Source organism: Pseudomonas benzenivorans, from assembly GCF_024397895.1.
Lineage (GTDB): Bacteria > Pseudomonadota > Gammaproteobacteria > Pseudomonadales > Pseudomonadaceae > Aquipseudomonas > Aquipseudomonas benzenivorans_A.
Map to the genome: position 1 here is coordinate 2142357 of NZ_CP073346.1, position 22937 is coordinate 2165293.

Below are 22937 nucleotides of genomic sequence, written 5' to 3' on the forward strand. Positions count from 1 at the left end.
TTGCGCGCGCTGCGCGCGTCTTTTCGGGGCTTTGGTTTGCTTCTTGCATTTTCCTGTCCATCGCCGGAAAGCCCTCGCCTATGACTATCAACGATGCACTGCACCGCCTGCTGCTCGACAACCTGACCACCGCCACCCTGCTGCTCAACGCCGAACTGCGGCTCGAGTACATGAATCCGGCGGCGGAGATGCTCCTGGCCGTCAGCGGCCAGCGCAGCCACGGACAATTCATCAGCGAACTGTTCACCGAGTCGGCGGAAGCCCTCAGCGCGCTGCGCCAGGCCGTCGAACAGGCGCACCCGTTCAACAAGCGCGAAGCGGTGCTGACCGCGGTGACCGGCCAGACCCTGACAGTCGACTATGCGGTGACGCCCATCCTCAGCCGCGGCGCGACCCTGCTGCTGCTGGAGGTGCACCCGCGCGACCGCATGCTGAAGATCACCAAGGAAGAGGCGCAGCTGTCCAAGCAGGAAACCACCAAGCTGCTGGTGCGCGGCCTGGCCCATGAGATCAAGAACCCCCTCGGTGGCATCCGCGGCGCCGCCCAGTTGCTGGCCCGCGAGCTGCCGGAAGAGGAGCTCAAGGACTACACCAACGTCATCATCGAGGAGGCCGACCGCCTGCGGAACCTGGTCGACCGCATGCTCGGCTCGAACAAGCTGCCCTCCCTGGCGCCGACCAACGTGCACGAGGTGTTGGAGCGGGTCGCCAGCCTGGTCGAAGCGGAAAGCCAGGGCGGCATCATCCTGGTGCGCGACTACGACCCGAGCATTCCCGATCTGCTGATCGACCGCGAGCAGATGATCCAGGCGGTGCTCAATATCGTGCGCAACGCCATGCAGGCCATCGCCGGGCAGAAACACGGCCTGGGCCTGGGCCGCATCACCCTGCGCACCCGCACCCTGCGCCAGTTCACCATCGGCCATACCCGCCACCGCCTGGTGGCGCGCATCGAGATCATCGACAACGGCCCCGGCATCCCCCAGGAGCTGCAGGAGACCATCTTCTACCCGATGGTCAGCGGCCGCGCCGACGGCACCGGCCTCGGCCTGGCCATCACCCAGAACATCATCAGTCAGCATCAAGGTCTGATCGAGTGCGAAAGCCACCCCGGCCATACACTGTTCTCGATCTTCCTGCCGCTGGAACAAGGAGCACCTGCTGCATGAGCCGAAGTGAAACCGTCTGGATCGTCGACGACGACCGCTCCATCCGCTGGGTCCTGGAAAAAGCCCTGCAACAGGAAGGCATGACCACCCAGAGCTTCGACAGCGCCGACGGCGTGCTCGGCCGCCTGAGCCGCGAGCAACCGGACGTGGTCATCTCCGACATTCGCATGCCGGGCGCCAGCGGCCTTGACCTGCTGGCGCGCATCCGCGAACTGCACCCGCGCCTGCCGGTGATCATCATGACCGCCCATTCCGACCTGGACAGCGCGGTGGCCAGCTACCAGGGCGGTGCCTTCGAGTACCTGCCCAAGCCGTTCGACGTCGACGAAGCGGTCTCCCTGGTCAAGCGGGCCAACCAGCACGCCCAGGAACAACTGGGCCTGGCGGCGCCGGTCGAGCAACCGCGCACCCCGGAGATCATCGGCGAGGCGCCGGCCATGCAGGAGGTGTTTCGCGCCATCGGCCGCCTCTCCCACTCCAACATCACCGTGCTGATCAACGGCGAGTCCGGCACCGGCAAGGAGCTGGTCGCCCATGCCCTGCACCGCCACAGCCCGCGCGCTGCGTCGCCGTTCATCGCACTGAACATGGCGGCGATCCCCAAGGACCTGATGGAGTCCGAGCTGTTCGGCCACGAGAAGGGCGCCTTCACCGGCGCGGCCAACCTGCGCCGCGGCCGCTTCGAGCAGGCCGACGGCGGCAGCCTGTTCCTCGACGAGATCGGCGACATGCCGGCCGACACCCAGACCCGCCTGCTGCGCGTGCTGGCCGACGGCGAGTTCTACCGGGTCGGCGGTCATACCCCGGTGAAGGTCGACGTGCGCATCATCGCCGCCACCCACCAGGACCTGGAAAGCCTGGTGCAGGCCGGCAAGTTCCGCGAGGACCTGTTCCACCGCCTCAACGTCATCCGCATCCATATCCCGCGCCTGGCCGATCGTCGCGAGGACATCCCCACCCTGGCCCGCCACTTCCTCGGCCGCGCGGCGCTGGAACTGGCGGTGGAGCCGAAGCTGCTGAAGAGCGAGACCGAGGACTACCTGCAGCACCTGCCCTGGCCGGGCAACGTGCGCCAGCTGGAGAACACCTGCCGCTGGATCACGGTGATGGCCTCGGGTCGCGAGGTGCACGTCGACGACCTGCCGCCGGAACTGCTGGCCCAACCCCAGGACAGCGTGCCGGTCAGCAGCTGGGAACAGGGCCTGCGCCAGTGGGCCGACCAGGCCCTGAGCCGTGGCCAGTCCAGCCTGCTCGACAGCGCGGTGCCGGCCTTCGAGCGAATCATGATCGAGACCGCCCTCAAGCACACCGCCGGTCGCCGCCGCGACGCCGCCGTGCTACTGGGCTGGGGCCGCAACACCCTGACGCGCAAGATCAAGGAACTGGGCATGAAGGTCGACGGTGCCGAGGACGACGGCGACGACGACAACTGAGCCGCCTCCTGCGCTCAACCAAGCGGGCCTTGCGCCCGCTTTTTTGTGCCCGAAACCCATGCGCTGTCTCGGCGCGGCGCCGCACCGCCATGCACCACCGCGGCACGCCCGGCTCCGCGCCAGCGATGACCGCACATCGGGTTTCGCCCCGCACGCCAGTGCTTTCGGGCTCTGGAGCACATTGCAATAAAACTGGCACAGCGAGTGCATAGACTAAGGCATTCCCAGTTTCGGGGACCTTGGTACAGGCAGGCCGGGGATTCCCCGCTTTTATTCCAGCGCCAGGCGGACCGCCAACCGCCAGCGACCCTCCACTTCCTCGACGTGCCACTGGCCACGCAGGGGACGGGTCGCGACCAGGCGCAACACCAGCTCACGTCGCTCACGCTGCAGCCGCCAGCTCACCGGGCGCCGATCCAGTTGCAGCTGCCCTCGCTGCTCGCGCCCCAAGCACTCCACCCGCAAGACGAAGGCACCTTCCAAATGGCCGGCGTGCACCTGGGGGTGTTCGTTGAACCACAGATCCAGCCCCTGTTCCACCACCTGCACCTCGGCCAGGCGCAACTCCGCCGGCTGCAGCAGGCGGCCGACCATCATGCCGATGAGGAAACCGAACAGCGCCAGCGAGGCGATGACCCGTAGCCAGGGACGCGGCCGTTCGCCGCTATCGGAGGTAGAATGCTGGCCGTCTTCAGGCCGGGAGCCGCGCATGTTTCACGTGATCCTCTTTCAACCGGAAATTCCGCCGAACACCGGCAACATTATCAGGCTCTGCGCCAACAGCGGCTGCCACCTGCACCTGATCGAGCCCCTGGGCTTCGAGCTGGACGACAAGCGCCTGCGCCGCGCCGGCCTGGACTACCACGAATACGCCACGCTCAAGCGCCACGCCGACCTCGACAGCTGCCTGGCCAGCCTCGGCCAGCCGCGCCTGTTCGCCTTCACCACCAAGGGCTCGCAGCCCTTTCACGAGGTCCAGTACCAGCCCGGCGACGCCTTCCTGTTCGGCCCAGAGAGCCGCGGCCTGCCCCAGGAGATCCGCGACGCGCTGCCCACCGAGCGGCGCGTGCGGCTGCCCATGCGCGAGGGCTGCCGCAGCCTCAACCTGTCCAACACCGTGGCCGTGGCAGTCTACGAAGCCTGGCGTCAGCACGGCTTCGCCATGACCTGAGTCGACCGCCCGGCCATAAAAAAACGCCCCGCAGGGCGTTCTTGGGGCGAGGCGGCGCGGCTCAGTTGGCCGGCGCCTGCTCGGTGCCCTGCTGCATGCGCTTGAGCTCTTGGGCATAGAGCGCATCGAAGTTCACCGGCGCCAGCATCAACGCCGGGAACGAGCCGCGTACCACCAGGCTGTCCAGGGTCTCGCGGGCGTAGGGGAACAGGATGTTCGGGCAGAAGGCGCCCAGGGTGTGGCTCATGGCCGCTGCTTCCAGGCCCTTGATCAGGAAGATACCGGCCTGCTGCACTTCGGCGATGAAGGCAGTTTCTTCGCCGTTCTTCACCGTCACCGAAAGGGTCAGCACCACTTCGTGGAAATCGCCGTCCAGGCTCTTCTGCCGGGTGTTCAGGTCCAGGGAAACGCTCGGCTTCCACTCCTGACGGAAAATCTCCGGGCTCTTCGGCGCCTCGAAGGACAGGTCACGGATGTAGATACGCTGCAGGGAGAACTGCGGGCCCTGTTCGGCCTGAGCGGCGGCGTCACTGCTGGCTTGTTCAGTCATGGCAAATCCTTGTGGTTGGGGTCTAGGTAGAGCCTATTGATCTCATGCCTCGAGCAGCGCGTCCAGCTTGCCGGCGCGCTCCAGGGCATACAACTCGTCGCAACCACCGACATGGGTGGCGCCGATCCAGATCTGCGGCACCGAGGTGCGCTGCGCCTTGCGCGTCATTTCGGCGCGCAGCTCGGGCTGGCCGTCGACCCTGACTTCCTCGAAGTCGATGCCCTTGCTCGCCAGCAGCTGCTTGGCGCGAATGCAGTAGGGGCACCAGTCGCTGGAATAGATCAGAACGTCCCGCATGTCACTTCACCAGCGGCAGGTTGTCGCCACGCCAGCTGGCGATCCCGCCGGACAGCTTGGCGGCGTTGAAGCCGGCCTTCTTCAACTCGCGGCTGGCGGTGCCGGCGTGCTGGCCCATGGCATCGACCACGATCAGGGTCTTGGCCTTGTGCTTTTCCAGCTCGCCGACACGCCCGGTCAGCTTGTCGTGGGGGATGTGCAGGGCGCCGGCGATATGCCCGGCGGAGTAGTCCTTCTGCGCACGCACGTCCAGCACCACACCCTGTTCGGTGTTGATCAGCGCGGTGAGTTCGCGACTGCTCAGGCTCTTGCCGCCCTTGAGCAGCTCGGTGAAAACCAGCAGCGCCAGGAGGACGACAAACGCTCCGCTCAGTACATAGTGGGTAGTAGCAAATTCAATCAGGTTGGCAAGCATTGCGCGGTTCCGGGACGGTAAAATGTCGGCCAGTATACACAGCCCCACAGGTCGGCCAAACCCCGCCTGGCGGTGACGCCTGTGCCACTTGGCCGTAGAATGCCAAGCCTTTTTTGCCCCCTCAAGCAGAGCGAGCCAGCTTTATGAGCGCCACGCCCAAACCCCTGGTACTGATCATCCTCGATGGCTTCGGCCACAGCGACAGCCCCGAGTACAACGCCATCCACGCTGCCAACACGCCGGTTTACGACGGCCTGCGCGCCACCCAGCCCCATGGTCTGATCTCCGGCAGCGGCATGGACGTGGGCCTGCCGGATGGGCAGATGGGCAACTCCGAGGTCGGGCACATGAACCTCGGCGCCGGCCGCGTGGTGTACCAGGACTTCACCCGGGTCACCAAGGCCATTCGCGACGGCGAGTTCTTCGACAACCCGGCCATCTGCGGCGCGGTCGACCGGGCGGTGGGCGCCGGCAAGGCGGTGCACATCCTCGGCCTGCTGTCCGACGGCGGCGTGCACAGCCACCGGGAGCACATCGTCGCCATGGCCGAGCTGGCGGCCAAGCGTGGCGCCGACAAGATCTACCTGCACGCCTTCCTCGACGGCCGCGACACCCCGCCCAAGAGCGCCCAGTCGTCCATCGAGCTGCTCGACGCCGCGTTCGCCAAACTCGGCAAGGGCCGCATCGCCAGCCTGATCGGCCGCTACTTCGCCATGGACCGCGACAACCGCTGGGACCGGGTCGAGCAGGCCTACCAGCTGATCGTCGACGGTCAGGGCCAGTACCAGGCTGACGACGCCAGCAGCGGCCTGGCGGCCGCCTACGCCCGCGGCGAAAGCGACGAGTTCGTCAAGGCCACGGTCATCGGCGCCGCGGCGCCGGTGCAGGACGGCGACGCCGTGGTGTTCATGAACTTTCGCGCCGACCGCGCCCGCGAGCTGACCCGCGCCTTCGTCGAGCCGGACTTCAAGGAGTTCGCCCACAGCCGCTGCCCGCAACTGGCCGACTTCGTCATGCTCACCCAGTACGCCGCGAGCATCCCGGCGCCCAGCGCCTTCAAGCCGGAAGCCCTGACCAATGTGCTCGGCGAATACCTGGCCAAGCAGGGCAAGACCCAGCTGCGCATTGCCGAGACCGAGAAATACGCCCACGTCACCTTCTTCTTCTCCGGCGGCCGGGAAGAGCCGTTCGCGGGCGAAGAGCGCATCCTCATTCCCTCGCCGAACGTCGCCACCTATGACCTCAAACCGGAAATGAGCGCACCGGAGGTCACCGACCGCATCGTCGAGGCCATCGAGCAGCAGCGCTACGACCTGATCGTGGTCAACTACGCCAACGGCGACATGGTCGGCCACACCGGCGTGTTCAGCGCCGCGGTCCAGGCCGTGGAATGCCTGGATGCCTGTGTCGGGCGCATCGTCACGGCCCTGGACAAGGTCGGTGGCGAGGCGCTGATCACCGCCGACCACGGCAACGTCGAGCAGATGGAAGACGCCTGCACCGGCCAGGCCCACACCGCCCACACCTGCGAGCCGGTGCCCTTCATCTATGTCGGCAAGCGCGCGGTGAACCTGCGCCAAGGCGGCGTGCTGGCGGACGTGGCGCCGACCCTGCTGACCCTGATGGGCCTGCAGGTACCAGCGGAAATGACCGGCACCAGCATCCTCAGCCTGCCGTAAGTGCGATAAACGCCTAAACGCCCCACTCCCTGCGGACTGGGGCGTTTTTTTTGCCCGTCACCACGGGCATACTAAGGCCACTCCCCGCCCCGGTGCCGTCATCTCCATGTTTCGCGCCCTCGTACTGATTGTCCTGTCCTGCCTGTTCGCGCCGGTCTTCGCCGACGAGAAGGCCGACGCCCAGAAGCAGCTGGAAGCCGCCCGCAGCGATGTCGCCGAGCTGAAGAAGCTGCTGCAGCAGCTGCAGCAGGAGAAATCCGGGGTACAGAAGGACCTGCGCAAGACCGAAACCGAGATGGGCGAGCTGGAGAAACAGGTCGAGGGCCTGCAGCAGGAGCTGCAGCAGAGCGAAGAGGAAATCCAGCGCCTCGACAGTGAGAAAAAAAAACTCCAGGGCGCACGCCTTGAGCAGCAGCGGCTGATCGGCATCCAGGCCCGCGCGGCCTACCAGAGCGGCCGCCAGGAATACCTCAAGCTGCTGCTCAACCAGCAGAACCCGGAAAAGTTCTCGCGCACACTGACCTACTACGACTACCTCAGCGAAGCGCGCATGGAGCAGCTGAACCTGTTCAACGAAACCCTGCGCCAACTGCACAACGTCGAACAGGACATCGCCAACCAGCAGCGCCAGCTGCAGGAACAGAAGAGCGCCCTGGACAGCCGCCGCGAGCAACTCGCCCAGGCGCGCCAGGAGCGCCAGCAGGCCCTGGCCAAGCTGAATCAGGAATTCTCCGCCCGCGACCGCAAGCTCAAGACGCGCCAGCAGGAACAGCAGCAGCTGGCGCGGGTGCTGAAGACCATCGAGGCGACCCTCGCCCGCCAGGCCCGCGAAGCCGAAGAGGCGCGCCAGCGGGCCCTGGCCGAAGCCCGCCAACGGCCACGCCAGGATGGCAGCGCCAACGCCGGCGGCCCGCTGGTCAGCGCCGGGGCCAGCTATGGCGGCCCCTTCGCCAAGGCCCGCGGCAAGCTGCCCTGGCCCGTCGACGGACGCCTGGTGGCGCGCTACGGCACGCCGCGCGGCGGCGACGCCCGGACCAAGTGGGACGGCGTACTGATCGGCGCCGCCGCCGGCAGCCAGGTGCGCGCGGTGCATGGCGGCCGCGTGGTCTTCGCCGACTGGTTGCGCGGCGCCGGGCTTCTGGTCATTCTCGACCATGGCAACGGGTACCTGAGCCTGTACGGGCACAACCAGAGCCTGCTGAAGGACCCCGGCGATCTGGTCAAGGCCGGCGAACCCATCGCCACCGTCGGCACCAGTGGTGGCCAGGACACGCCAGCCCTGTATTTTGCGATTCGCCAGCAGGGCCGCCCCAGCGATCCGGCACAATGGTGCCGGGCGCAAGGATAAGCGCCACCTCATTCCGTAGGAGTTAGTTCGACATGCCGCATCTGCCTCGTCTCACCACTCTGGCCCTGAGCATCGCCCTGCTTGGCGGCGCGCCCCTGCTGCACGCGGCGGAACCGTCGGAGGCGGCCGAGCCCACGGTGAGTGACAAGGCGCCACTGCCACTGGAGGACCTGCGCACCTTCGCCGAGGTGCTCGACCGCATCAAGGCAGCCTATGTCGAGCCGATCAGCGACAAGACCCTGCTGGAAAACGCGATCAAGGGCATGCTGAGCAACCTCGACCCGCACTCGGCCTACCTCGACATCGACGCCTTCCGCGAGCTGCAGGAAAGCACCAGCGGCGAGTTCGGCGGCCTGGGCATCGAGGTCGGCATGGAGGACGGTTTCGTCAAGGTGGTGTCGCCGATCGACGACACCCCCGCCTCCAAGGCCGGCATCCAGCCGGGCGACCTGATCATCAAGATCGACGGCCAGCCGACCAAGGGCCTGTCCATGCTCGAGGCGGTGGACAAGATGCGCGGCGAAGCCGGCAGCAAGATTCAGCTGACCCTGGTCCGCGAAGGCGGCAAGCCGTTCGACGTCGAGCTGACCCGCGCGGTGATCAAGGTCCGCAGCGTCAAGAGCCAGCTGCTCGACGACGGCTACGGCTACCTGCGCATCACCCAGTTCCAGGTCAACAGCGGCGAAGAGGTACTCAAGGCACTGAACAAGCTGCGCAAGGACAACGGCAAGAAGCTGCGCGGCCTGGTCCTGGACCTGCGCAACAACCCCGGCGGCGTGCTGCAGGCCGCGGTGGAGGTGTCCGACCACTTCCTCAAGAAGGGCCTGATCGTCTACACCGAGGGGCGCATCGCCAACTCCGAGCTGCGCTTCTCCGCCGACCCGGCCGACGCCAGCGAGGGCGTGCCGCTGGTGGTGCTGATCAACGGCGGCAGCGCCTCGGCTTCGGAAATCGTCGCCGGCGCCCTGCAGGACCACAAGCGTGGCGTGCTGATGGGCACCGGCAGCTTCGGCAAGGGCTCGGTGCAGACGGTGCTGCCGCTGAACAACGACCGCGCCCTGAAGCTCACCACCGCGCTCTACTACACGCCCAATGGCCGCTCGATCCAGGCCCAGGGCATAGTGCCGGATATCGAAGTGGCGCGCGCCAAGCTGACCCGCGAACAGGACGAAGGCAACTTCAAGGAAGCCGACCTGCAGGGCCACCTGGGCAATGGCAATGGCGGCGCCGACCAGCCGAGCAAGGCCAAGAGCAAGAAACCGCTACGCCCGCAGGACGACGACTATCAGCTGGCCCAGGCGCTCAACCTGCTCAAGGGGCTGAACGTCACCCGCGGCGAATGATCCCCCGCCCAAACAAAAAAGCCCGGCACTGAGTCCGGGCTTTTTTGTTGCCTTGGCGGTTACAGGTAGCTGTCGGTCATGTCATCGACGAAACCTTCGCTGCGCAGCTCGTCCAGGGCCTTCTGCAGACGCTGCACCACCTCGTCCGGGGTGTCCTTGTTCAGCGCCAGGTAGAGCTCGGCCTCGTTGAAGCGCAGCACCGTGGTCAGGCCGCTGACGCCTTCCTGCTTGGCCAGGTAGCGACCGACCGGATCGGTGGTGGCCCACAGGTCGATCTGCCCCTTGAGCAGCTTCTGCACGTTCTGCTGGTCGCGCAGCGCATTGATCGGCTGCAGTCCCTGGGACTCCAGGTGCTGGCTGACCGCGTCGTTCTTGTAGGCGCCGACCTTGTATTGCCCCGCCTCCTTCAGGCTTTTCAGACTGAGGTTGTTGCCCGGTGCGGCGAGCAGCACCCAGCCGGACTTGGCGATCGGCCCGACCCACTTGAACAGCGGCTGGCGCTCGGGGGTGAAGGTGGTGGAGAACAGCCCGTAGTTGGGCTTGTCCAGGGTCAGCCGGTACAGGCGATCCCAGGGAAAGCGCAGGGTCAGGCTGTAATCGATCTTGGCCCGCTTGAACATGGCGCGGACGACCTCCGCGCTGATGCCGTCGATGCCGTCGTCCCGGGCGAAGTTCTTGTCGTCGACCGCCATGTTGAACGGCGGGAAGTTCTCGGTCAGCAGCACCACCTTGTAACCATAGGGCAACTCGGCATGGGCCGCACAGGCACTGAGGATGAGCCCGAACAACAGGCCGATTTTCAAAGTTTTCAACATAAGTCTCCCCGCTCGCTTGATTTGTGATTATGGCTAGCGGCTTCCCTGCTTGGGCGAAGCCCCGGCGACGAATGACGCTGGCGTCGACCGTCCTTGTCAGTGCGCCGGCTTGTGGCCGGCGCACAGGTGTTACAGATAGCTGTTGAGGATATCGTCGACGAATCCCTCGTCGCGCATCTTGTCCAGCTCGCTTTGCAGCTTCTCCACCACCTCATCCGGCACTTCCTTGTTGAGTGCCAGATAGAGTTGCGCACTGTCGAAACGCAGCACGGTTTTCAGTCCGGAGATGCCGGACTGCTTCGCCAGATAACGGCCGGCCGGATCGCCAGTGGCCCAGAGGTCGATCTTACCTGCCACGAGCTTCTCGGCGTTCATCTGGTCGCGCAACGCGGTGATCGGCTGCAGCCCCCGTTCCTCCAAGTGCTGGGCGATGGCATCACCCTTGTAGGCGCCGATCTTGTACTGCTTGGCCTCTTCCAGGCTGCTCAGGCTGATCGGGCTGTCGCCCCGGGCGAGCAGCACCCAGTCGTCCGGACCGATCGGCCCGACCCACTTGAACAGCGCTTCGCGCTCCGGCAGGCGTGCGGTGACGAATACCCCGTAGCCCGGCTTCTCCAGGGCCAGTTTGTAGATGCGGTCCCAGGGAAAGCGCAGGGTCAGGTTGTACTCGATGCCAGTGCGCCTGAACATCTCGCGGACGATGTCCACGGCGATGCCATCGAGGTTGTCTTCCTGGGCGAAGTTCTTGCCGTTGATCGCCATGTTGTAGGGCGGAAAGTTCTCGGTGAGCAGCACCATGCGGTAGTCCGGGTCGATCTCGGCGTGGGCCGCGCCCGCCATCAGCACCAGGGTGCCGGCCAAGGCCAGCCACAGACGTTTAAACATGGATGCTCCCGTTGTTATAAATGCACAGGCGGGCCAGCATACCCAGCATGACCCGCTTCGCCCAGCCTCCATTGGCAAATCGCGGCGGCGCCTGCGCCGGACCTCAGTAGCGCGCCACGATAGCGCTCAGTTCGCCCTCGGCACGCAGGGCATCCAGGGCACCCTGCAGGCGCTGCACCAGCTCGTCGGGGGTGGCCAGGTTGAGCGCCAGGTAGAGCTCGGCGGTGTGGAAGCGCTGCACCACCCTGAGCGCGTCCAGGCCCTCCTGCCTGGCCACGTAGCGCCCGCTCGGGTCGGCGGTCACCCACAGGTCTATCTGCCCCTTGAGCAGCTTCTCGACGTTCTTGTTGTCGCGCAGCGCGGTTTGCACCGGCAGGCCCCGGTCGATCAGGTACTGACTGATGGCATCGCCCTTGTAGCCGCCGATGCGGTACTTCGCCGCCCCTTGCAGATCGCTCAGCTGGATCGGGCTGTCGGCCTTGGCCATCAGCACCCAGTCGTTGCTGGCAATCGGCCCGACCCACTTGAACAGTTTCTCCCGCGCCGGCGTGCGAGCCGTGGAGAACAGACCGTAACCGGGCTCGTCGAGCGCCTGCTGGTACACCCGCTGCCAGGGGAAGCGCAGGATCTGCTGGCACTCGACCTCGGCACGCTTGCAGACCGCGTGCAGGGTGTCCGAGCTGATGCCGGTGATGCCGTCGTTCTTGGCGAAGTTGCGGCCGCTGACCGACTGGTTGAAGGGGGCGAGGTTTTCGGTGAGCAGGACCAGGTTCTGGGCTTGCGCAAGACTGCCGCCAAGCAGCAGAAGAACAGCAGCGAATAGCCGTACAGCAGGCATCGGGGACTCCGTGTCGGATAACAGCGATCTGGGGCACACGGACGGCCGGTGCGCGGACGCTGAAATTCTAACGAAGCGAGTGCGGCGGGTCTGTCGACTCCGCCGCACTCCACGCCGCTGGGCGCGCCTGGGCGGTCAGCGCACCGTGATGCCGCGGCTGGCCAGGTAGGCCTTGGCCTCCGGCACGGTGTACTCGCCGAAGTGGAAGATGCTCGCGGCCAGCACCGCGTCGGCCTTGCCCTCGAGGATGCCGGCGGCCAGGTGCTCGAGGTTGCCGACGCCGCCGGAAGCGATCACCGGGATGCCGACGAACTCGCTGATGGCGCGGGTGACGCCCAGGTCATAGCCGCTCTTGACGCCATCCTGATCCATGCTGGTCAGGAGGATTTCGCCGGCGCCCAGGTCTTCCATCTTCTTCGCCCAGAGCACCGCGTCCAGGCCGGTGGGCTTGCGCCCGCCGTGGGTGAAGATCTCCCAGCGCGGCGCCTCGCCCGGGCCGGAGACCTTCTTGGCGTCGATGGCGACGACTATGCACTGCGAGCCGAAACGCGAGGCGGCCTCGCCGACGAACTCGGGGGTGAATACCGCCGCGGTATTGATCGACACCTTGTCGGCGCCGGCGTTGAGCAGGTTGCGGATGTCCTGCACGGTGCGCACCCCGCCGCCAACGGTCAGCGGGATAAACACCTGGCTGGCCATGCGCTCCACCGTGTGCAGGGTGGTGTCGCGGCCGTCGACGCTGGCGGTGATGTCGAGGAAGGTGATCTCGTCGGCGCCCTGCTCGTCGTAACGGCGGGCGATCTCCACCGGGTCGCCGGCGTCGCGGATGTTCTCGAACTTGACGCCCTTGACCACGCGGCCGTTGTCCACGTCGAGGCAGGGGATGATGCGTTTGGCGAGGGCCATGGCAATCTCTCTCGTAGGGTGCGCCGGGCGCACCGAAAACCGTCACAGGTGCGCGAGGCCTAGGCGGCCCCGCACACCCGACCTCAGCCGTTGTAGGCGTCGCAGTAGGCCTGGGCCTCGGCCACGTCCAGGGTGCCTTCGTAGATCGCCCGGCCGGTGATGGCGCCGATGATCCCCGGCGCCTTGGCGGCCAGCAGCTTGCCGATGTCGCCGAGGTTGTGGATGCCCCCGGAGGCGATCACCGGGATGCGGCTGGCGGCAGCCAGGGCAGCGGTCGCCTCGACGTTGCAGCCCTGCATCATGCCGTCCTTGGCGATGTCGGTGTAGACGATCGCCGACACGCCATCGGCCTCGAAACGCCTGGCCAGGTCCACCGCCTGCACGGTGCTGACCTCGGCCCAGCCGTCGGTGGCGACGAAGCCGTCCTTGGCGTCCAGGCCGACTATGACCTTGCCGGGGAAGGCCTTGCACGCCTCGGCGACGAACTCCGGCTGCTTGACCGCCTTGGTGCCGATGATCACGTAGCTGACGCCGGCCTTGACGTAGTGCTCGATGGTTTCCAGGGAGCGGATGCCGCCGCCGATCTGGATCGGCAGGGTCGGGTAGCGCCTGGCGATGGCGGTGACCACCTCGCCGTTGACCGGCTGGCCCTCGAAGGCGCCGTTGAGGTCGACCAGGTGCAGGCGACGGCAACCGCCCTCCACCCACTTGGCGGCCATGCTCACCGGGTCATCGGAAAACACCGTGGAGTCTTCCATGCGGCCCTGGCGCAGACGCACGCAGGCGCCGTCCTTGAGATCGATAGCGGGGATAATCAGCATTGGATGAACCTGTTCGAGTCTGTGGAAGTCGGTGCGGGTCAGCTCTTCTCGAGCGCCCACAAGTCGCTTTCGATGCTCTCGAACCTGTCCTTCAGGTGCGCTTGCACATCGAAAATCGCCTTGTTGTAAAACTGTGGGGCAATGTCGCGGGCGAACAGGTCGAGCAGCTCCTGCACCTCGAAACTGCCCAGCTGCAGCTCGAAGCGCTCGTCCAGAAAGCGCTGCAGCAGGCGCAACGCGGCCTGTTCCTGCTCGGCGTCCAGGCGCAACAACGGCGCCCGATCCTTGCCCCGGCTCATCTACCAGCGGCCATCCCAGGCGGCGAAATTCTGCAGCAGCTGCAGGCCGTGGGTGTGGCTCTTCTCCGGATGGAACTGCACGGCGAAGCGCGAACCCTCGGCCAGCGCCGCGGCGAAGTCCTTGCCGTAGTGACCGCGACCGACCACCTGCTGGGCCTTGCCCGCCTCGACGTAGTAGCTGTGCACGAAGTAGAAGCGCGCCTGGTCGGGGATGTCGTGCCACAGCGGATGCCTGACCGACTGGCTCACCTGGTTCCAGCCCATGTGCGGCACCTTGAGCTGTTCGCCCTCCTCCTCCATGCCCTTGCCGAAGAAGCGCACCTGGCCGGGAAACAGGCCGATGCAGTCGACCCCGTCGTTCTCCTCGCTGCGCTCGAGCAGCGCCTGCATGCCGACGCAGATGCCGAGGAAGGGGCGGTCCTGACTGACCTCACGGACCAGGCTGTCGAAGCCCAGGCGACGGATCTCGGCCATGCAGTCGCGAATCGCGCCGACCCCGGGGAATACCACCCGGTCGGCCTCGCGGATCACCTGGGCATCGCTGGTCACCAGCACCCGGCCGGCACCGACGTGCTCAAGCGCCTTGGCCACCGAGTGCAGGTTGCCCATGCCGTAATCGATAACAGCGACCGTCTGCATTTACAGGCAACCCTTGGTCGACGGCATCTGCCCGGCCATGCGCTCGTCCAGGGTCACAGCCATGCGCAGGGCGCGGCCGAAGGCCTTGAACACGGTCTCGATCTGATGGTGGGTGTTGGTGCCCCGCAGGTTGTCGATGTGCAGGGATACCAGGGCATGGTTGACGAAGCCCTGGAAGAATTCCTGGAACAGGTCGACATCGAAACCGCCGACCACCGCGCGGGTGAAGGGCACATGCATCTGCAGGCCGGGACGACCGGAGAAGTCGATCACCACGCGCGACAGCGCCTCGTCCAGCGGTACATAGGAATGGCCGTAGCGGGTCATGCCCTTCTTGTCGCCGATGGCCTTGGTGAAGGCCTGGCCGAGGGTGATGCCGACGTCCTCGACGGTATGGTGGTCGTCGATGTGCAGATCGCCCTTGCACTCGATATCCAGGTCGATCAACCCATGGCGGGCGATCTGGTCGAGCATGTGCTCGAGAAAGGGCACGCCGATGTCAAAGCGCGCCTTGCCAGTGCCGTCCAGGTTGATCGAGACCTTGATCTGGGTCTCCAGGGTGTTGCGCTCGACGAATGCCGTACGTTCGGCCATCACCTGCTCCACAAAATCAGTGTGCGAAAGGGGCGACATTATAGGCCGATATGGGCGCATCCTTGAAGCAAGCCGACCATATGCAAAAAATCCCGCCGGCACACCGGGTGCCGACGGGATTCGAGGGCAGTGCGCGACCTACTGGAACAGGGTCACGGTCTTCTGCAGGGTGATCCAGATCCCCCAGCTCAGCGGAATGCCCACTACCAACCAGGCGGTGACCGCCAGCGGCTTGGACGCCGGATCGGCCGACCATTCCAGCACCGCCGCTTCACCCTTGCTGCCGTCATGGCTGAGCGCACGCTCGGCGGCCAACTCGGCGTCGGTCATGAAGTACTTGTCGGCGACCGGGCGCACCAGCAGGTTGCAGATGAAGCCCAGCACCAGCAGGCCGGCGAGGATGTACAGGGTGATGTCGTAGGCGGCCGCACGCTCCACGCCGATGCTCAGCTGATACTCACGCAGGTAGTTGACCAGCACCGGACCGACCACGCCGGCTGCCGCCCAGGCGGTCAGCAGGCGGCCATGGATGGCCCCGACCATCTGGGTCCCGAACAGGTCGGCGAGGTAGGCCGGCACCGTGGCAAAACCGCCACCGTACATCGACAGGATGATGCCGAACGCCAGCACGAACAGCGCCAGACTGCCCAGGTGCCCGAGTAGCGGTACCGAGGCATAGAGGGCGAAGCCCAGACCGAAGAACAGGAAGTAGGTGACCTTGCGTCCGAGGAAGTCCGAGCAGGACGCCCAGAAGAAGCGCCCGCCGATGTTGAACAGGCTGAGCAGGCCGGTGAAGCCGGCGGCAATCGCCGCGATCTGCCCCAGCTGCGCGGTGCTCAGCTCACTGTAGGACAGGCCGTTGCCCAGCAGCTGACCGGCGAAGACCTCCTGCAACAGCGGCGACGCCATGCCGATGATGCCGATACCCGCCGATACGTTGAGGCACAGCACGGCCCAGACCAGGCGGAACTGCGGGGTCTTCCAGGCGACGCTGACGTGCACGTGACGATCGGTGATCATCGAGTTGCCCGCCTTGGCCGCCGGCGCCTTCCAGCCAGCCGGCTTCCAGCCGGTCGGCGGCACCCGGTAGGCCAGAGCGCCACCGACCATGAACACGAAGTAGATCGCCGCCATGACCACGAAGCTCTGCCACACACCGACGCTGGTGTCGCTGGCGAAGTGATTCATCAGCTCGGCGGCCAGCGGCGCACCGACCATCGCACCACCGCCGAAGCCCATGATCGCCATGCCGGTGGCCATGCCGCGCTTGTCCGGGAACCACTTGATCAGGGTCGAGACCGGCGAGATGTAGCCCAGGCCCAGGCCGATGCCACCGATCACCCCGGAGCCGAGCCACAACAACCAGATCTGATGGCTATAGATGCCCAGCGCCGAAATCAGCAGGCCGCCGCACCAGCACAGCGCCGAGACCAGGCCGGCCTTGCGCGGACCGGCGTGCTCCAGCCAGCCGCCCCAGACGGCCGCCGAGCAGCCGAGAAACACGAAGAACAGGGTGTAGACCCAGCCCAGCATGGAGATCTGCCAGTCGCAGTTACTGGCGAAGATCTGCTGGAAGAAACCCATCTCGGGCGAGCAGGCCATTGGCGCGGTGATGCCGATGGCTTTGGACAACGGCAGCCAGAACACCGAAAAGCCATAGGCCATGCCGATACACAGGTGAATGGCCAGGGCCGCCGGCGGTACCAGCCAGCGGTTGAAGCCGGGAGAAGCAATAATGCGTTCCTTGGACAGGAACGCAGGCTGAGCGACGGGTCCGTCCAGTACTAGAGCATCAGTCATGGGGGTATTCTCTTGTCAGAACCATGGCTGAAATGCGACGGCCGGATAGCCGTCGCCAGGACAGCGCCATGGGCCGCAGACATTAGCACCCGCCTTGCCGAAACCAAGCAGGCAAGGCGTCATCAATTAGTCGCATACACACAGGTCGGAACATGCCCGTCATCGTTGAAACCCCGTCCCCGGAAAATCCACAGAACCTCATCGACCTGAACAAGATCTACCGGGACGCGCCGGACTGGCTGCTGCCCCCCTATGCCGACGGCGCCGCGCTGATCCAGGCGAACCTCGGCACCGGCAGGCTGCTCGCCGGGCGCTTCAACGACCGCCTGCTCGGTGCCGCACTGCTCGAGCGCGACAACGACTGCTGGCGCCTGTCCCACCTGTGCGTGCGCGCCATCACCCGCAACCGTGGCGTGGCCCGGCGCCTGCTCGACGAAGCCAGTCGTCTGGCCCGGGAGGCCGGCAAACCGTTGCACCTGGTCGCCCCGGCCGGGCAGCTGGAGGCCCAGGCACTGGCCGCACGCCACGGCCTGCCCCTGGACAGCCACTGAGCGATTGGCGCCTTGGACAGTGTCGACACCCTGATCATCGGCGCCGGGGCCCTCGGCCTGGCCTGTGCCACGCGCCTGGCCCGGCCGAACCGGAGCACCCTGATAGTCGAGGCGGAAAGACTTGTCGGCAGCCACACGTCCAGCCGCAACTCCGAGGTCATCCATGCCGGCCTCTACTACCCCCCCGGCTCGCTGAAGGCCGAGCTGTGCCTGGAGGGGCGCGAGCGCCTGTACGCCTGGTGCGCCGAGCACCGGGTCGGGCACCGGCGCCTGGGCAAGCTGCTGGTGGCGGTCAGCGAGGCCGAGCGCGCCAACCTCGAGGTCCTCGCCACCAACGCCGAAGCCTGCGGCGTGCACGACCTGCAGGCGCTTACCCACGCGCAGCTGCGTCGGCTGGAGCCCGCCGTGCACGGTGCAGCGGCGCTGCTGTCGCCAAGCACCGGCATCATCGACAGCCACGCCTACCTGCAGTCGCTGCTCGCCGCCGCGCAGCAGCAGGGCGCACAACTGGTCCTCGACAGCCGGGTGGAGCGCCTCGAGCCCGACGCCGACGGCTGGGTCGCCCGCGGCAGCAGCGCCGGCGAGCCGTTCCAGCTCAAGGCCCAGTGCGCGGTCAACGCCGGCGGCCTGTTCGCCCAGCAGCTGGCGCAGCACACCGCCGGCCTGCCCGCGAGTCGAATTCCGCGCTTGCACCTGTGCCAGGGCCGCTACTTCGGTTACCGCGGTCGCTCGCCGTTCAATCACCTGATCTACCCGATGCCGGAAGCCAACACCGCCGGACTGGGCATCCACGCCACCCTGGACCTGGGCGGCCAGCTGCGCTTCGGCCCGGACACCCGCTACCTCGAGCAGATCGACTATGGCGTCGACGAACAGCTGCGCGACGCCTTCGCCGCCGCGATTCGCCGTTATTTTCCGGACCTCGACAGCACACGCCTGACGCCTGGCTACAGCGGCGTTCGCCCCAAGCTCTCCGGCCCCGGGGAACCACCCGCCGACTTCGTCATCCAAGGCCCGGATGCCCATGGCCTGGCCGGCCTGGTCAACCTGTACGGCATCGAGTCACCCGGGCTGACCGCCAGCCTGGCCATCGCCGAGCGTGTGGCGCAATCCCTTTGATCTGCGCGGCGTTATACTTCCGCGTTCAACTTTCCATGCCATTCAAAACAAGGATTCGTCCATGAAAGCGCTCGGCAAGATCCTGGGTCTGTTTTTCCTCGGACTGCTGCTGATCATCGTGGCTCTGGGCTTCGCCCTGACCCACCTGTTCGACCCCAACGACTACAAGGACGAAATTCGTCAGCTGGCCCGCGACAAGGCCAACCTCGAGCTGACCCTCAAGGGCGACATCGGCTGGAGCCTGTTCCCCTGGCTCGGCCTGGAGCTGACCGACGCCACCCTGGCCAGCGCCACCACGCCGCAGCAACCCTTCGCCGACCTGCGCCTGCTTGGCCTGTCGGTGCGCGTGCTGCCGCTGCTGCGCAAGGAGGTGCAGATGAGCGACATCCGCATCGAAGGCCTCAATCTCGACCTGCAGCGCGACAAGAACGGCCGCGGCAACTGGGAAGATGTCGGCCGCCCGGCCGCTGCGGCCGAGGCCGCGCCCACGGCGACCGGGACCGCCGGCAGCGACGGCGCTCCCGAGGCGCCGGCCGGCCCGGCCGAGCGCGAGCAGCCGATCAAGCTGGACATCGACAGCCTGATCGTCAACAACGCCCGCATCGACTACCGCGACGCCCGCAAGGGCCAGCAGTTCAGCGCCGAGAGCATCCAGCTGACCACCGGCGCCATCCGCGAAGGCGCCAGCATCCCGGTCAAGCTCAGCGCCTTCTTCGGCACCAGCCAGCCCTTGCTGCGCGCACGCAGCGAGCTGCAGGGCCGGCTGCGTTTCGATCGCGCGCTCAAGCGCTACCAGCTGGAAGGCGCCCGGCTCTCCGGCGAGGCCTCGGGCGAACCGCTCGACGGCCAGACCCTGACCTATGCGATCCAGGGCGAACTGCTGGTCGACCTGGCCGCCCAGGTCGCCGAGTGGAACGGCCTGAAGCTCTCGGCCAACCAGCTGCGCGCCCTGGGCGAGCTCAAGGTGCGCGACCTGGACAAGACGGCCAAGCTGTCCGGCGGCCTGTCCATCGCCCCGCTCAACCTGCGCGACTTCCTCACCGGCATCGGCCAGCCGCTGCCGCCGATGAGCGACGCCAAGGCCCTCGGCGAATTCGAGCTGGTCACCCGCCTCAGCGGCACGCCGAACAGCCTGACCCTGGATGAGCTGCAGCTGAAACTCGACGACAGCAGCTTCAGCGGCCAGCTGGTCATCAGCGACTTTGCCAAGCAGGCGCTGCGCGTACAGCTCAAGGGCGACCGCCTGGACCTCGACCGCTACCTGCCACCACCGAGCAAGGAGGAGCAGGGCGCCGACGCCGCGCGCCAGGTCGAAGTCAAGGAGGCCGTCGCCCGTGCCGGCAGCAACGGCAGCAGCCCGCTGCCCGACGCGCCGACCCAGCAAGCCTGGAGCGCCAGCCCGTTGCTGCCGATCGAGCCGCTGCGCAAGCTCGACCTGCAACTGGCGTTGAACCTCGAGCAGCTGACCGTCAAGAAGCAGGCCATCGGCGCGCTGGAGCTCGCAGCCAAGAGCAAAGCCGGCGTGCTGACGCTGGAGAGCCTGCGCGGCAAGCTCGCCGACGGCAGCTTCGACGCCAAGGCGCGCATCGACGTGCGCCCGGCCATTCCGCTGCTCAGCCTGCAGCAAAGGCTCAAGCGCATTCCCCTCGAGCCCTTCCTGAAGAGCGAAGAGCAACCCTCGCCGATCAAGGGCCTGCTGGACCTGCAGGCCGACCTGAGCACCAGCGGCAACAGTGAGAAGGCCTGGGTCGATGGCCTCAACGGCACTGCCAACTTCGCCCTGGCAGACGGCGTGCTGGTTGACGCCAACCTCGAGCATCAGCTGTGCCGCGGCATCGCCACCCTCAACCGCAAGGTCCCGAGCAACCCGCCAAGCGGCAAGGACACGCCCTTCGAGACCCTGCAGGGCAGCCTGGTCCTGCGCAACGGCGTCGCCAGCAATGACGACCTCAAGGCGCGCATTCCCGGTCTCAGCGCCAAGGGCGAGGGCGACCTCGACCTGCGCGTGCTCGGCCTCGACTACCGGGTCGGCGTCACCATCGAGGGCGACCGGCGCGCCATGCCCGACCCGGCCTGCCAGGTCAACGAACGCTATGTCGGCATCGCCTGGCCGCTGCGCTGCCGCGGCCCGCTGGAGCTCGGCGCCAAGGCCTGTCGCCTGGACCAGGACGGCCTCGGCAAGGTCGCCGCCAAGCTGGCCGGCAACAAGCTCACCGAGAAGCTTGAGGAGAAGCTCGGTGACAAGGTCAGCCCCGAGCTCAAGGACGCGCTCAAGGGTCTGTTCAAGCAATGAGTCCCGAGCAGTTCGCCGCCGCGGTGCTCGACTGGTATGACCGCCACGGCCGCAAGGACCTGCCCTGGCAACAGGGCATCACCCCCTACCGGGTGTGGGTCTCGGAAATCATGCTGCAGCAGACCCAGGTCAGCACCGTGCTCGGTTATTTCGACCGTTTCATGGCCGCCCTGCCCAGCGTGCAGGCATTGGCCGAGGCCGCCGAAGACGAGGTGCTGCACCTGTGGACGGGCCTGGGCTACTACACCCGCGCCCGCAACCTGCAGAAAGCCGCGCGGATCGTCATGGCCGAGCACGGCGGCGAGTTCCCCCGCGATGTCGAGGCCCTCACCGCCCTGCCCGGCATCGGACGCTCCACCGCCGGCGCCATCGCCAGCCTGAGCATGGGCCTGCGCGCGCCGATCCTCGACGGCAACGTCAAGCGGGTGCTCGCCCGCTACGTCGCCCAGCAGGGCTACCCCGGCGAGCCCAAGGTGGCCAAGCAGCTCTGGCAGGTCGCCGAGCGTCTGACCCCAGAGGCCCGGGTCAATCACTACACCCAGGCGATGATGGACCTCGGCGCCACTCTCTGCACACGCAGCAAGCCAAGCTGCCTGCTGTGCCCCCTGCGCGGCGGCTGCCAGGCCCACCTGCTCGGCCTGGAGATTCGCTACCCGATGCCCAAGCCGCGCAAGGCCCTGCCGCAGAAGCGCACCCTGATGCCGCTGCTGACCAATGCGGCCGGCGAGATCCTGCTCTACCGCCGCCCTTCCAGCGGCCTGTGGGGCGGCCTGTGGAGCCTGCCCGAGCTGGACGATCTCGAGGGCCTCGAAACCCTGGCCGAGCGCCACGCCCTGCGGCTCGGTGCGCGCCAGGAACTGGATCGCCTGACTCACACCTTCAGCCACTTCCAGCTGACCATAGAGCCCTGGCTGATCCGCGCCGATGGCGCACCCCACGCCGTGGCCGAGGCCGACTGGCTCTGGTATAACCTCGCCACCCCGCCACGCCTGGGCCTCGCCGCCCCAGTGAAGAAACTGCTGAAGCGCGCGGCCGACCAACTGAATCCCGCCCCACTTACTGGAGAGCAGCCATGACCCGCACCGTGATGTGCCGCAAGCACAAGAAAGAGCTACCCGGCCTGGATCGCCCGCCCTACCCAGGCGCCAAGGGCGAAGACATCTACAACAACGTCTCCAAGCAAGCCTGGGACGAGTGGCAGAAGCACCAGACCCTGCTGATCAACGAACGCCGCCTGAACATGATGAACGCCGAGGACCGCAAATTCCTCCAGGCCGAGATGGACAAGTTCCTCTCCGGCGAGGAATACGCCCAGGCCGAAGGCTATGTGCCGCCCAGCGAATAGGCCCCTGAACGTAAACACCCGAAATAGTTAAATATTTTTTAATCTCACGCTTGACAGGCATAAGCCAAAACCGTCTAATAGCGCCCCGTTGCCCAGGTAGCTCAGTCGGTAGAGCAGGGGATTGAAAATCCCCGTGTCGGCGGTTCGATTCCGTCCCTGGGCACCACCTTTCGTTTTCAGGTGGTGTCAAAATCACCCGAAAGCCCACAAGAAACCCGCCTAGTGCGGGTTTTTTGTTGTCTGTGATTCTCAGGCGTTGCCTTGCAAGTCCAAAGTACTGGGGGTGTATCCGGCGAACCCCCAGTTCGGCCCAGAACGGCGCCCCCAGAACGGACGCCGGGCTGGATAGCAGGGTGCTTGCAGCGCTCAAGCCGAAAGAGAGGGCTTACAAGTTTGGAGCCGGAGCCGGAGCCGGGCGGTATATTGAGGTGATGCTGCGCGACTCAAAGCGAAACGAAATCGCCGAAGGGCAGAAGCTCATGCAAGAGAGCGGACAACTTTTCCGGGAGCACTTTCCGGCACTCGAGTTTAAAAGCGGCACCTGATCAGGCCGTATAACGTTTCTTCCGGCGGGGCTCGCCCCGCCGAACCCGATCTTGCATTCCAGCCCAAGCAACTCGAAAGCCC

General features: G+C 66.4%; 25 protein-coding genes and 1 tRNA gene. 13 read left to right on the forward strand and 13 right to left on the reverse strand.

Annotated features, from left to right (window positions below; all coding sequences use genetic code 11):
* The first annotated feature begins 80 nt into the window (after positions 1–80).
* Together glnL and ntrC are read left to right on the forward strand one after the other, a co-directional pair.
* Positions 81–1169 carry a nitrogen regulation protein NR(II) gene (gene glnL / locus KDW96_RS10010; RefSeq protein ID WP_255840259.1) on the forward strand — a complete coding sequence of 363 codons (1089 nt, stop codon included), beginning with the start codon at positions 81–83 and terminating at the stop codon, positions 1167–1169.
* The gene (gene ntrC, locus KDW96_RS10015) at positions 1166–2602 is read left to right on the forward strand and encodes a nitrogen regulation protein NR(I) (RefSeq protein WP_255840260.1); all 1437 of its coding nucleotides are present in this window, start codon (positions 1166–1168) and stop codon (positions 2600–2602) included. The genes glnL and ntrC overlap by 4 nt, the downstream gene beginning before the upstream one ends.
* 270 nt (positions 2603–2872) lie before the next feature.
* Here the strand turns inward: ntrC and KDW96_RS10020 are convergent, their stop codons facing one another.
* Entirely contained in the window at positions 2873–3313 is a 441-nt protein-coding gene (locus KDW96_RS10020) for a hypothetical protein (protein ID WP_255840261.1), read from the reverse strand.
* Here KDW96_RS10020 and trmL point away from each other — a divergent pair.
* Positions 3312–3773 (forward strand): tRNA (uridine(34)/cytosine(34)/5-carboxymethylaminomethyluridine(34)-2'-O)-methyltransferase TrmL, encoded by a 462-nt coding sequence (trmL, locus tag KDW96_RS10025; RefSeq protein ID WP_255840262.1) that lies wholly within the window; start codon positions 3312–3314, stop codon positions 3771–3773. The two genes, KDW96_RS10020 and trmL, sit on opposite strands and share 2 nt — an antisense overlap.
* 61 nt (positions 3774–3834) lie before the next feature.
* Here the strand turns inward: trmL and secB are convergent, their stop codons facing one another.
* Genes secB through KDW96_RS10040 form a run of 3 tightly spaced genes read right to left on the reverse strand, consistent with a single transcriptional unit; the run spans position 3835 to position 5035 of the window.
* Positions 3835–4323, reverse strand: a complete 489-nt coding sequence (gene secB, locus KDW96_RS10030) for a protein-export chaperone SecB (protein ID WP_255840263.1) — start codon at positions 4321–4323, stop codon at positions 3835–3837.
* A gap of 42 nt (positions 4324–4365) precedes the next feature.
* Positions 4366–4620, reverse strand: coding sequence for a glutaredoxin 3 (grxC, locus tag KDW96_RS10035; RefSeq protein WP_255840264.1), 255 nt, complete (start codon positions 4618–4620; stop codon positions 4366–4368).
* Between the two features lies 1 nt (position 4621).
* Positions 4622–5035, reverse strand: a complete 414-nt coding sequence (locus tag KDW96_RS10040; RefSeq protein WP_255840265.1) for a rhodanese-like domain-containing protein — start codon at positions 5033–5035, stop codon at positions 4622–4624.
* 143 nt (positions 5036–5178) lie between these two features.
* Here KDW96_RS10040 and gpmI point away from each other — a divergent pair, with 143 nt between their 5' ends.
* The 3 genes from gpmI to KDW96_RS10055 all read left to right on the forward strand — a co-directional run bounded on the left by gpmI (position 5179) and on the right by KDW96_RS10055 (position 9405).
* Entirely contained in the window at positions 5179–6714 is a 1536-nt protein-coding gene (gpmI, locus tag KDW96_RS10045; protein ID WP_255840266.1) for a 2,3-bisphosphoglycerate-independent phosphoglycerate mutase, read from the forward strand.
* A gap of 106 nt (positions 6715–6820) precedes the next feature.
* The gene (locus KDW96_RS10050) at positions 6821–8062 is read left to right on the forward strand and encodes a murein hydrolase activator EnvC family protein (protein WP_255840267.1); all 1242 of its coding nucleotides are present in this window, start codon (positions 6821–6823) and stop codon (positions 8060–8062) included.
* Positions 8063–8094: 32 nt separating this feature from the next.
* Positions 8095–9405 (forward strand): S41 family peptidase, encoded by a 1311-nt coding sequence (locus KDW96_RS10055; RefSeq protein ID WP_255840268.1) that lies wholly within the window; start codon positions 8095–8097, stop codon positions 9403–9405.
* 59 nt (positions 9406–9464) lie between these two features.
* On the opposite strand, the gene KDW96_RS10060 is transcribed toward KDW96_RS10055, so the two are convergent.
* The 9 genes from KDW96_RS10060 to KDW96_RS10100 form a co-directional block, all read right to left on the reverse strand.
* On the reverse strand, positions 9465–10220 hold the full coding sequence (locus KDW96_RS10060) for a substrate-binding periplasmic protein (protein WP_255840269.1): 756 nt from the start codon (positions 10218–10220) through the stop codon (positions 9465–9467).
* A 129-nt stretch (positions 10221–10349) separates the two neighbouring features.
* Positions 10350–11105, reverse strand: a complete 756-nt coding sequence (locus KDW96_RS10065) for a substrate-binding periplasmic protein (protein WP_255840270.1) — start codon at positions 11103–11105, stop codon at positions 10350–10352.
* A 103-nt stretch (positions 11106–11208) separates the two neighbouring features.
* Entirely contained in the window at positions 11209–11943 is a 735-nt protein-coding gene (locus tag KDW96_RS10070; protein ID WP_255840271.1) for a substrate-binding periplasmic protein, read from the reverse strand.
* Positions 11944–12078: 135 nt separating this feature from the next.
* Entirely contained in the window at positions 12079–12849 is a 771-nt protein-coding gene (hisF, locus tag KDW96_RS10075; RefSeq protein WP_255840272.1) for an imidazole glycerol phosphate synthase subunit HisF, read from the reverse strand.
* 83 nt (positions 12850–12932) lie between these two features.
* On the reverse strand, positions 12933–13670 hold the full coding sequence (gene hisA, locus KDW96_RS10080) for a 1-(5-phosphoribosyl)-5-[(5-phosphoribosylamino)methylideneamino]imidazole-4-carboxamide isomerase (RefSeq protein WP_255840273.1): 738 nt from the start codon (positions 13668–13670) through the stop codon (positions 12933–12935).
* A 38-nt stretch (positions 13671–13708) separates the two neighbouring features.
* Entirely contained in the window at positions 13709–13969 is a 261-nt protein-coding gene (locus KDW96_RS10085) for a DUF2164 domain-containing protein (RefSeq protein WP_255840274.1), read from the reverse strand.
* Positions 13970–14608, reverse strand: coding sequence for an imidazole glycerol phosphate synthase subunit HisH (gene hisH, locus KDW96_RS10090; RefSeq protein ID WP_255840275.1), 639 nt, complete (start codon positions 14606–14608; stop codon positions 13970–13972). It lies immediately after the preceding gene.
* Positions 14609–15202 (reverse strand): imidazoleglycerol-phosphate dehydratase HisB, encoded by a 594-nt coding sequence (gene hisB / locus KDW96_RS10095; RefSeq protein ID WP_108107293.1) that lies wholly within the window; start codon positions 15200–15202, stop codon positions 14609–14611. It abuts the gene before it with no gap.
* Positions 15203–15340: 138 nt separating this feature from the next.
* Positions 15341–17002, reverse strand: coding sequence for an OFA family MFS transporter (locus tag KDW96_RS10100; RefSeq protein WP_255840276.1), 1662 nt, complete (start codon positions 17000–17002; stop codon positions 15341–15343).
* A gap of 152 nt (positions 17003–17154) precedes the next feature.
* Here KDW96_RS10100 and KDW96_RS10105 point away from each other — a divergent pair, with 152 nt between their 5' ends.
* The 7 genes from KDW96_RS10105 to KDW96_RS10135 all read left to right on the forward strand — a co-directional run bounded on the left by KDW96_RS10105 (position 17155) and on the right by KDW96_RS10135 (position 22855).
* A complete protein-coding gene (locus KDW96_RS10105) occupies positions 17155–17553 on the forward strand; it encodes an acetyl-CoA sensor PanZ family protein (RefSeq protein ID WP_255840277.1) in 399 nt (132 codons plus the stop codon).
* Between the two features lie 12 nt (positions 17554–17565).
* Positions 17566–18672 carry an NAD(P)/FAD-dependent oxidoreductase gene (locus tag KDW96_RS10110; RefSeq protein WP_255840278.1) on the forward strand — a complete coding sequence of 369 codons (1107 nt, stop codon included), beginning with the start codon at positions 17566–17568 and terminating at the stop codon, positions 18670–18672.
* Between the two features lie 61 nt (positions 18673–18733).
* A complete protein-coding gene (locus tag KDW96_RS10115; RefSeq protein WP_255840279.1) occupies positions 18734–20965 on the forward strand; it encodes an AsmA family protein in 2232 nt (743 codons plus the stop codon).
* The gene (gene mutY, locus KDW96_RS10120; protein WP_255840280.1) at positions 20962–22041 is read left to right on the forward strand and encodes an A/G-specific adenine glycosylase; all 1080 of its coding nucleotides are present in this window, start codon (positions 20962–20964) and stop codon (positions 22039–22041) included. The genes KDW96_RS10115 and mutY overlap by 4 nt, the downstream gene beginning before the upstream one ends.
* Complete coding sequence (locus tag KDW96_RS10125) at positions 22038–22310, forward strand: oxidative damage protection protein (protein ID WP_255840281.1); 273 nt, start codon at positions 22038–22040, stop codon at positions 22308–22310. Before mutY ends, KDW96_RS10125 begins: the two co-directional genes overlap by 4 nt.
* A 90-nt stretch (positions 22311–22400) precedes the next feature.
* A tRNA-Phe gene (locus KDW96_RS10130) sits at positions 22401–22476 on the forward strand.
* A gap of 187 nt (positions 22477–22663) precedes the next feature.
* The gene (locus KDW96_RS10135; RefSeq protein ID WP_255840282.1) at positions 22664–22855 is read left to right on the forward strand and encodes a hypothetical protein; all 192 of its coding nucleotides are present in this window, start codon (positions 22664–22666) and stop codon (positions 22853–22855) included.
* Positions 22856–22937: the final 82 nt, after the last annotated feature.

Coding starts and splice junctions, on each gene's coding strand:
- glnL (WP_255840259.1), top strand. CDS start 81: ATGACTATCAACGATGCACTGCACCGCCTGCTGCTCGACAACCTGACC.
- ntrC (WP_255840260.1), top strand. CDS start 1,166: ATGAGCCGAAGTGAAACCGTCTGGATCGTCGACGACGACCGCTCCATC.
- trmL (WP_255840262.1), top strand. CDS start 3,312: ATGTTTCACGTGATCCTCTTTCAACCGGAAATTCCGCCGAACACCGGC.
- KDW96_RS10020 (WP_255840261.1), bottom strand. CDS start 3,313: ATGCGCGGCTCCCGGCCTGAAGACGGCCAGCATTCTACCTCCGATAGC.
- secB (WP_255840263.1), bottom strand. CDS start 4,323: ATGACTGAACAAGCCAGCAGTGACGCCGCCGCTCAGGCCGAACAGGGC.
- grxC (WP_255840264.1), bottom strand. CDS start 4,620: ATGCGGGACGTTCTGATCTATTCCAGCGACTGGTGCCCCTACTGCATT.
- KDW96_RS10040 (WP_255840265.1), bottom strand. CDS start 5,035: ATGCTTGCCAACCTGATTGAATTTGCTACTACCCACTATGTACTGAGC.
- gpmI (WP_255840266.1), top strand. CDS start 5,179: ATGAGCGCCACGCCCAAACCCCTGGTACTGATCATCCTCGATGGCTTC.
- KDW96_RS10050 (WP_255840267.1), top strand. CDS start 6,821: ATGTTTCGCGCCCTCGTACTGATTGTCCTGTCCTGCCTGTTCGCGCCG.
- KDW96_RS10055 (WP_255840268.1), top strand. CDS start 8,095: ATGCCGCATCTGCCTCGTCTCACCACTCTGGCCCTGAGCATCGCCCTG.
- KDW96_RS10060 (WP_255840269.1), bottom strand. CDS start 10,220: ATGTTGAAAACTTTGAAAATCGGCCTGTTGTTCGGGCTCATCCTCAGT.
- KDW96_RS10065 (WP_255840270.1), bottom strand. CDS start 11,105: ATGTTTAAACGTCTGTGGCTGGCCTTGGCCGGCACCCTGGTGCTGATG.
- KDW96_RS10070 (WP_255840271.1), bottom strand. CDS start 11,943: ATGCCTGCTGTACGGCTATTCGCTGCTGTTCTTCTGCTGCTTGGCGGC.
- hisF (WP_255840272.1), bottom strand. CDS start 12,849: ATGGCCCTCGCCAAACGCATCATCCCCTGCCTCGACGTGGACAACGGC.
- hisA (WP_255840273.1), bottom strand. CDS start 13,670: ATGCTGATTATCCCCGCTATCGATCTCAAGGACGGCGCCTGCGTGCGT.
- KDW96_RS10085 (WP_255840274.1), bottom strand. CDS start 13,969: ATGAGCCGGGGCAAGGATCGGGCGCCGTTGTTGCGCCTGGACGCCGAG.
- hisH (WP_255840275.1), bottom strand. CDS start 14,608: ATGCAGACGGTCGCTGTTATCGATTACGGCATGGGCAACCTGCACTCG.
- hisB (WP_108107293.1), bottom strand. CDS start 15,202: ATGGCCGAACGTACGGCATTCGTCGAGCGCAACACCCTGGAGACCCAG.
- KDW96_RS10100 (WP_255840276.1), bottom strand. CDS start 17,002: ATGACTGATGCTCTAGTACTGGACGGACCCGTCGCTCAGCCTGCGTTC.
- KDW96_RS10105 (WP_255840277.1), top strand. CDS start 17,155: ATGCCCGTCATCGTTGAAACCCCGTCCCCGGAAAATCCACAGAACCTC.
- KDW96_RS10115 (WP_255840279.1), top strand. CDS start 18,734: ATGAAAGCGCTCGGCAAGATCCTGGGTCTGTTTTTCCTCGGACTGCTG.
- mutY (WP_255840280.1), top strand. CDS start 20,962: ATGAGTCCCGAGCAGTTCGCCGCCGCGGTGCTCGACTGGTATGACCGC.
- KDW96_RS10125 (WP_255840281.1), top strand. CDS start 22,038: ATGACCCGCACCGTGATGTGCCGCAAGCACAAGAAAGAGCTACCCGGC.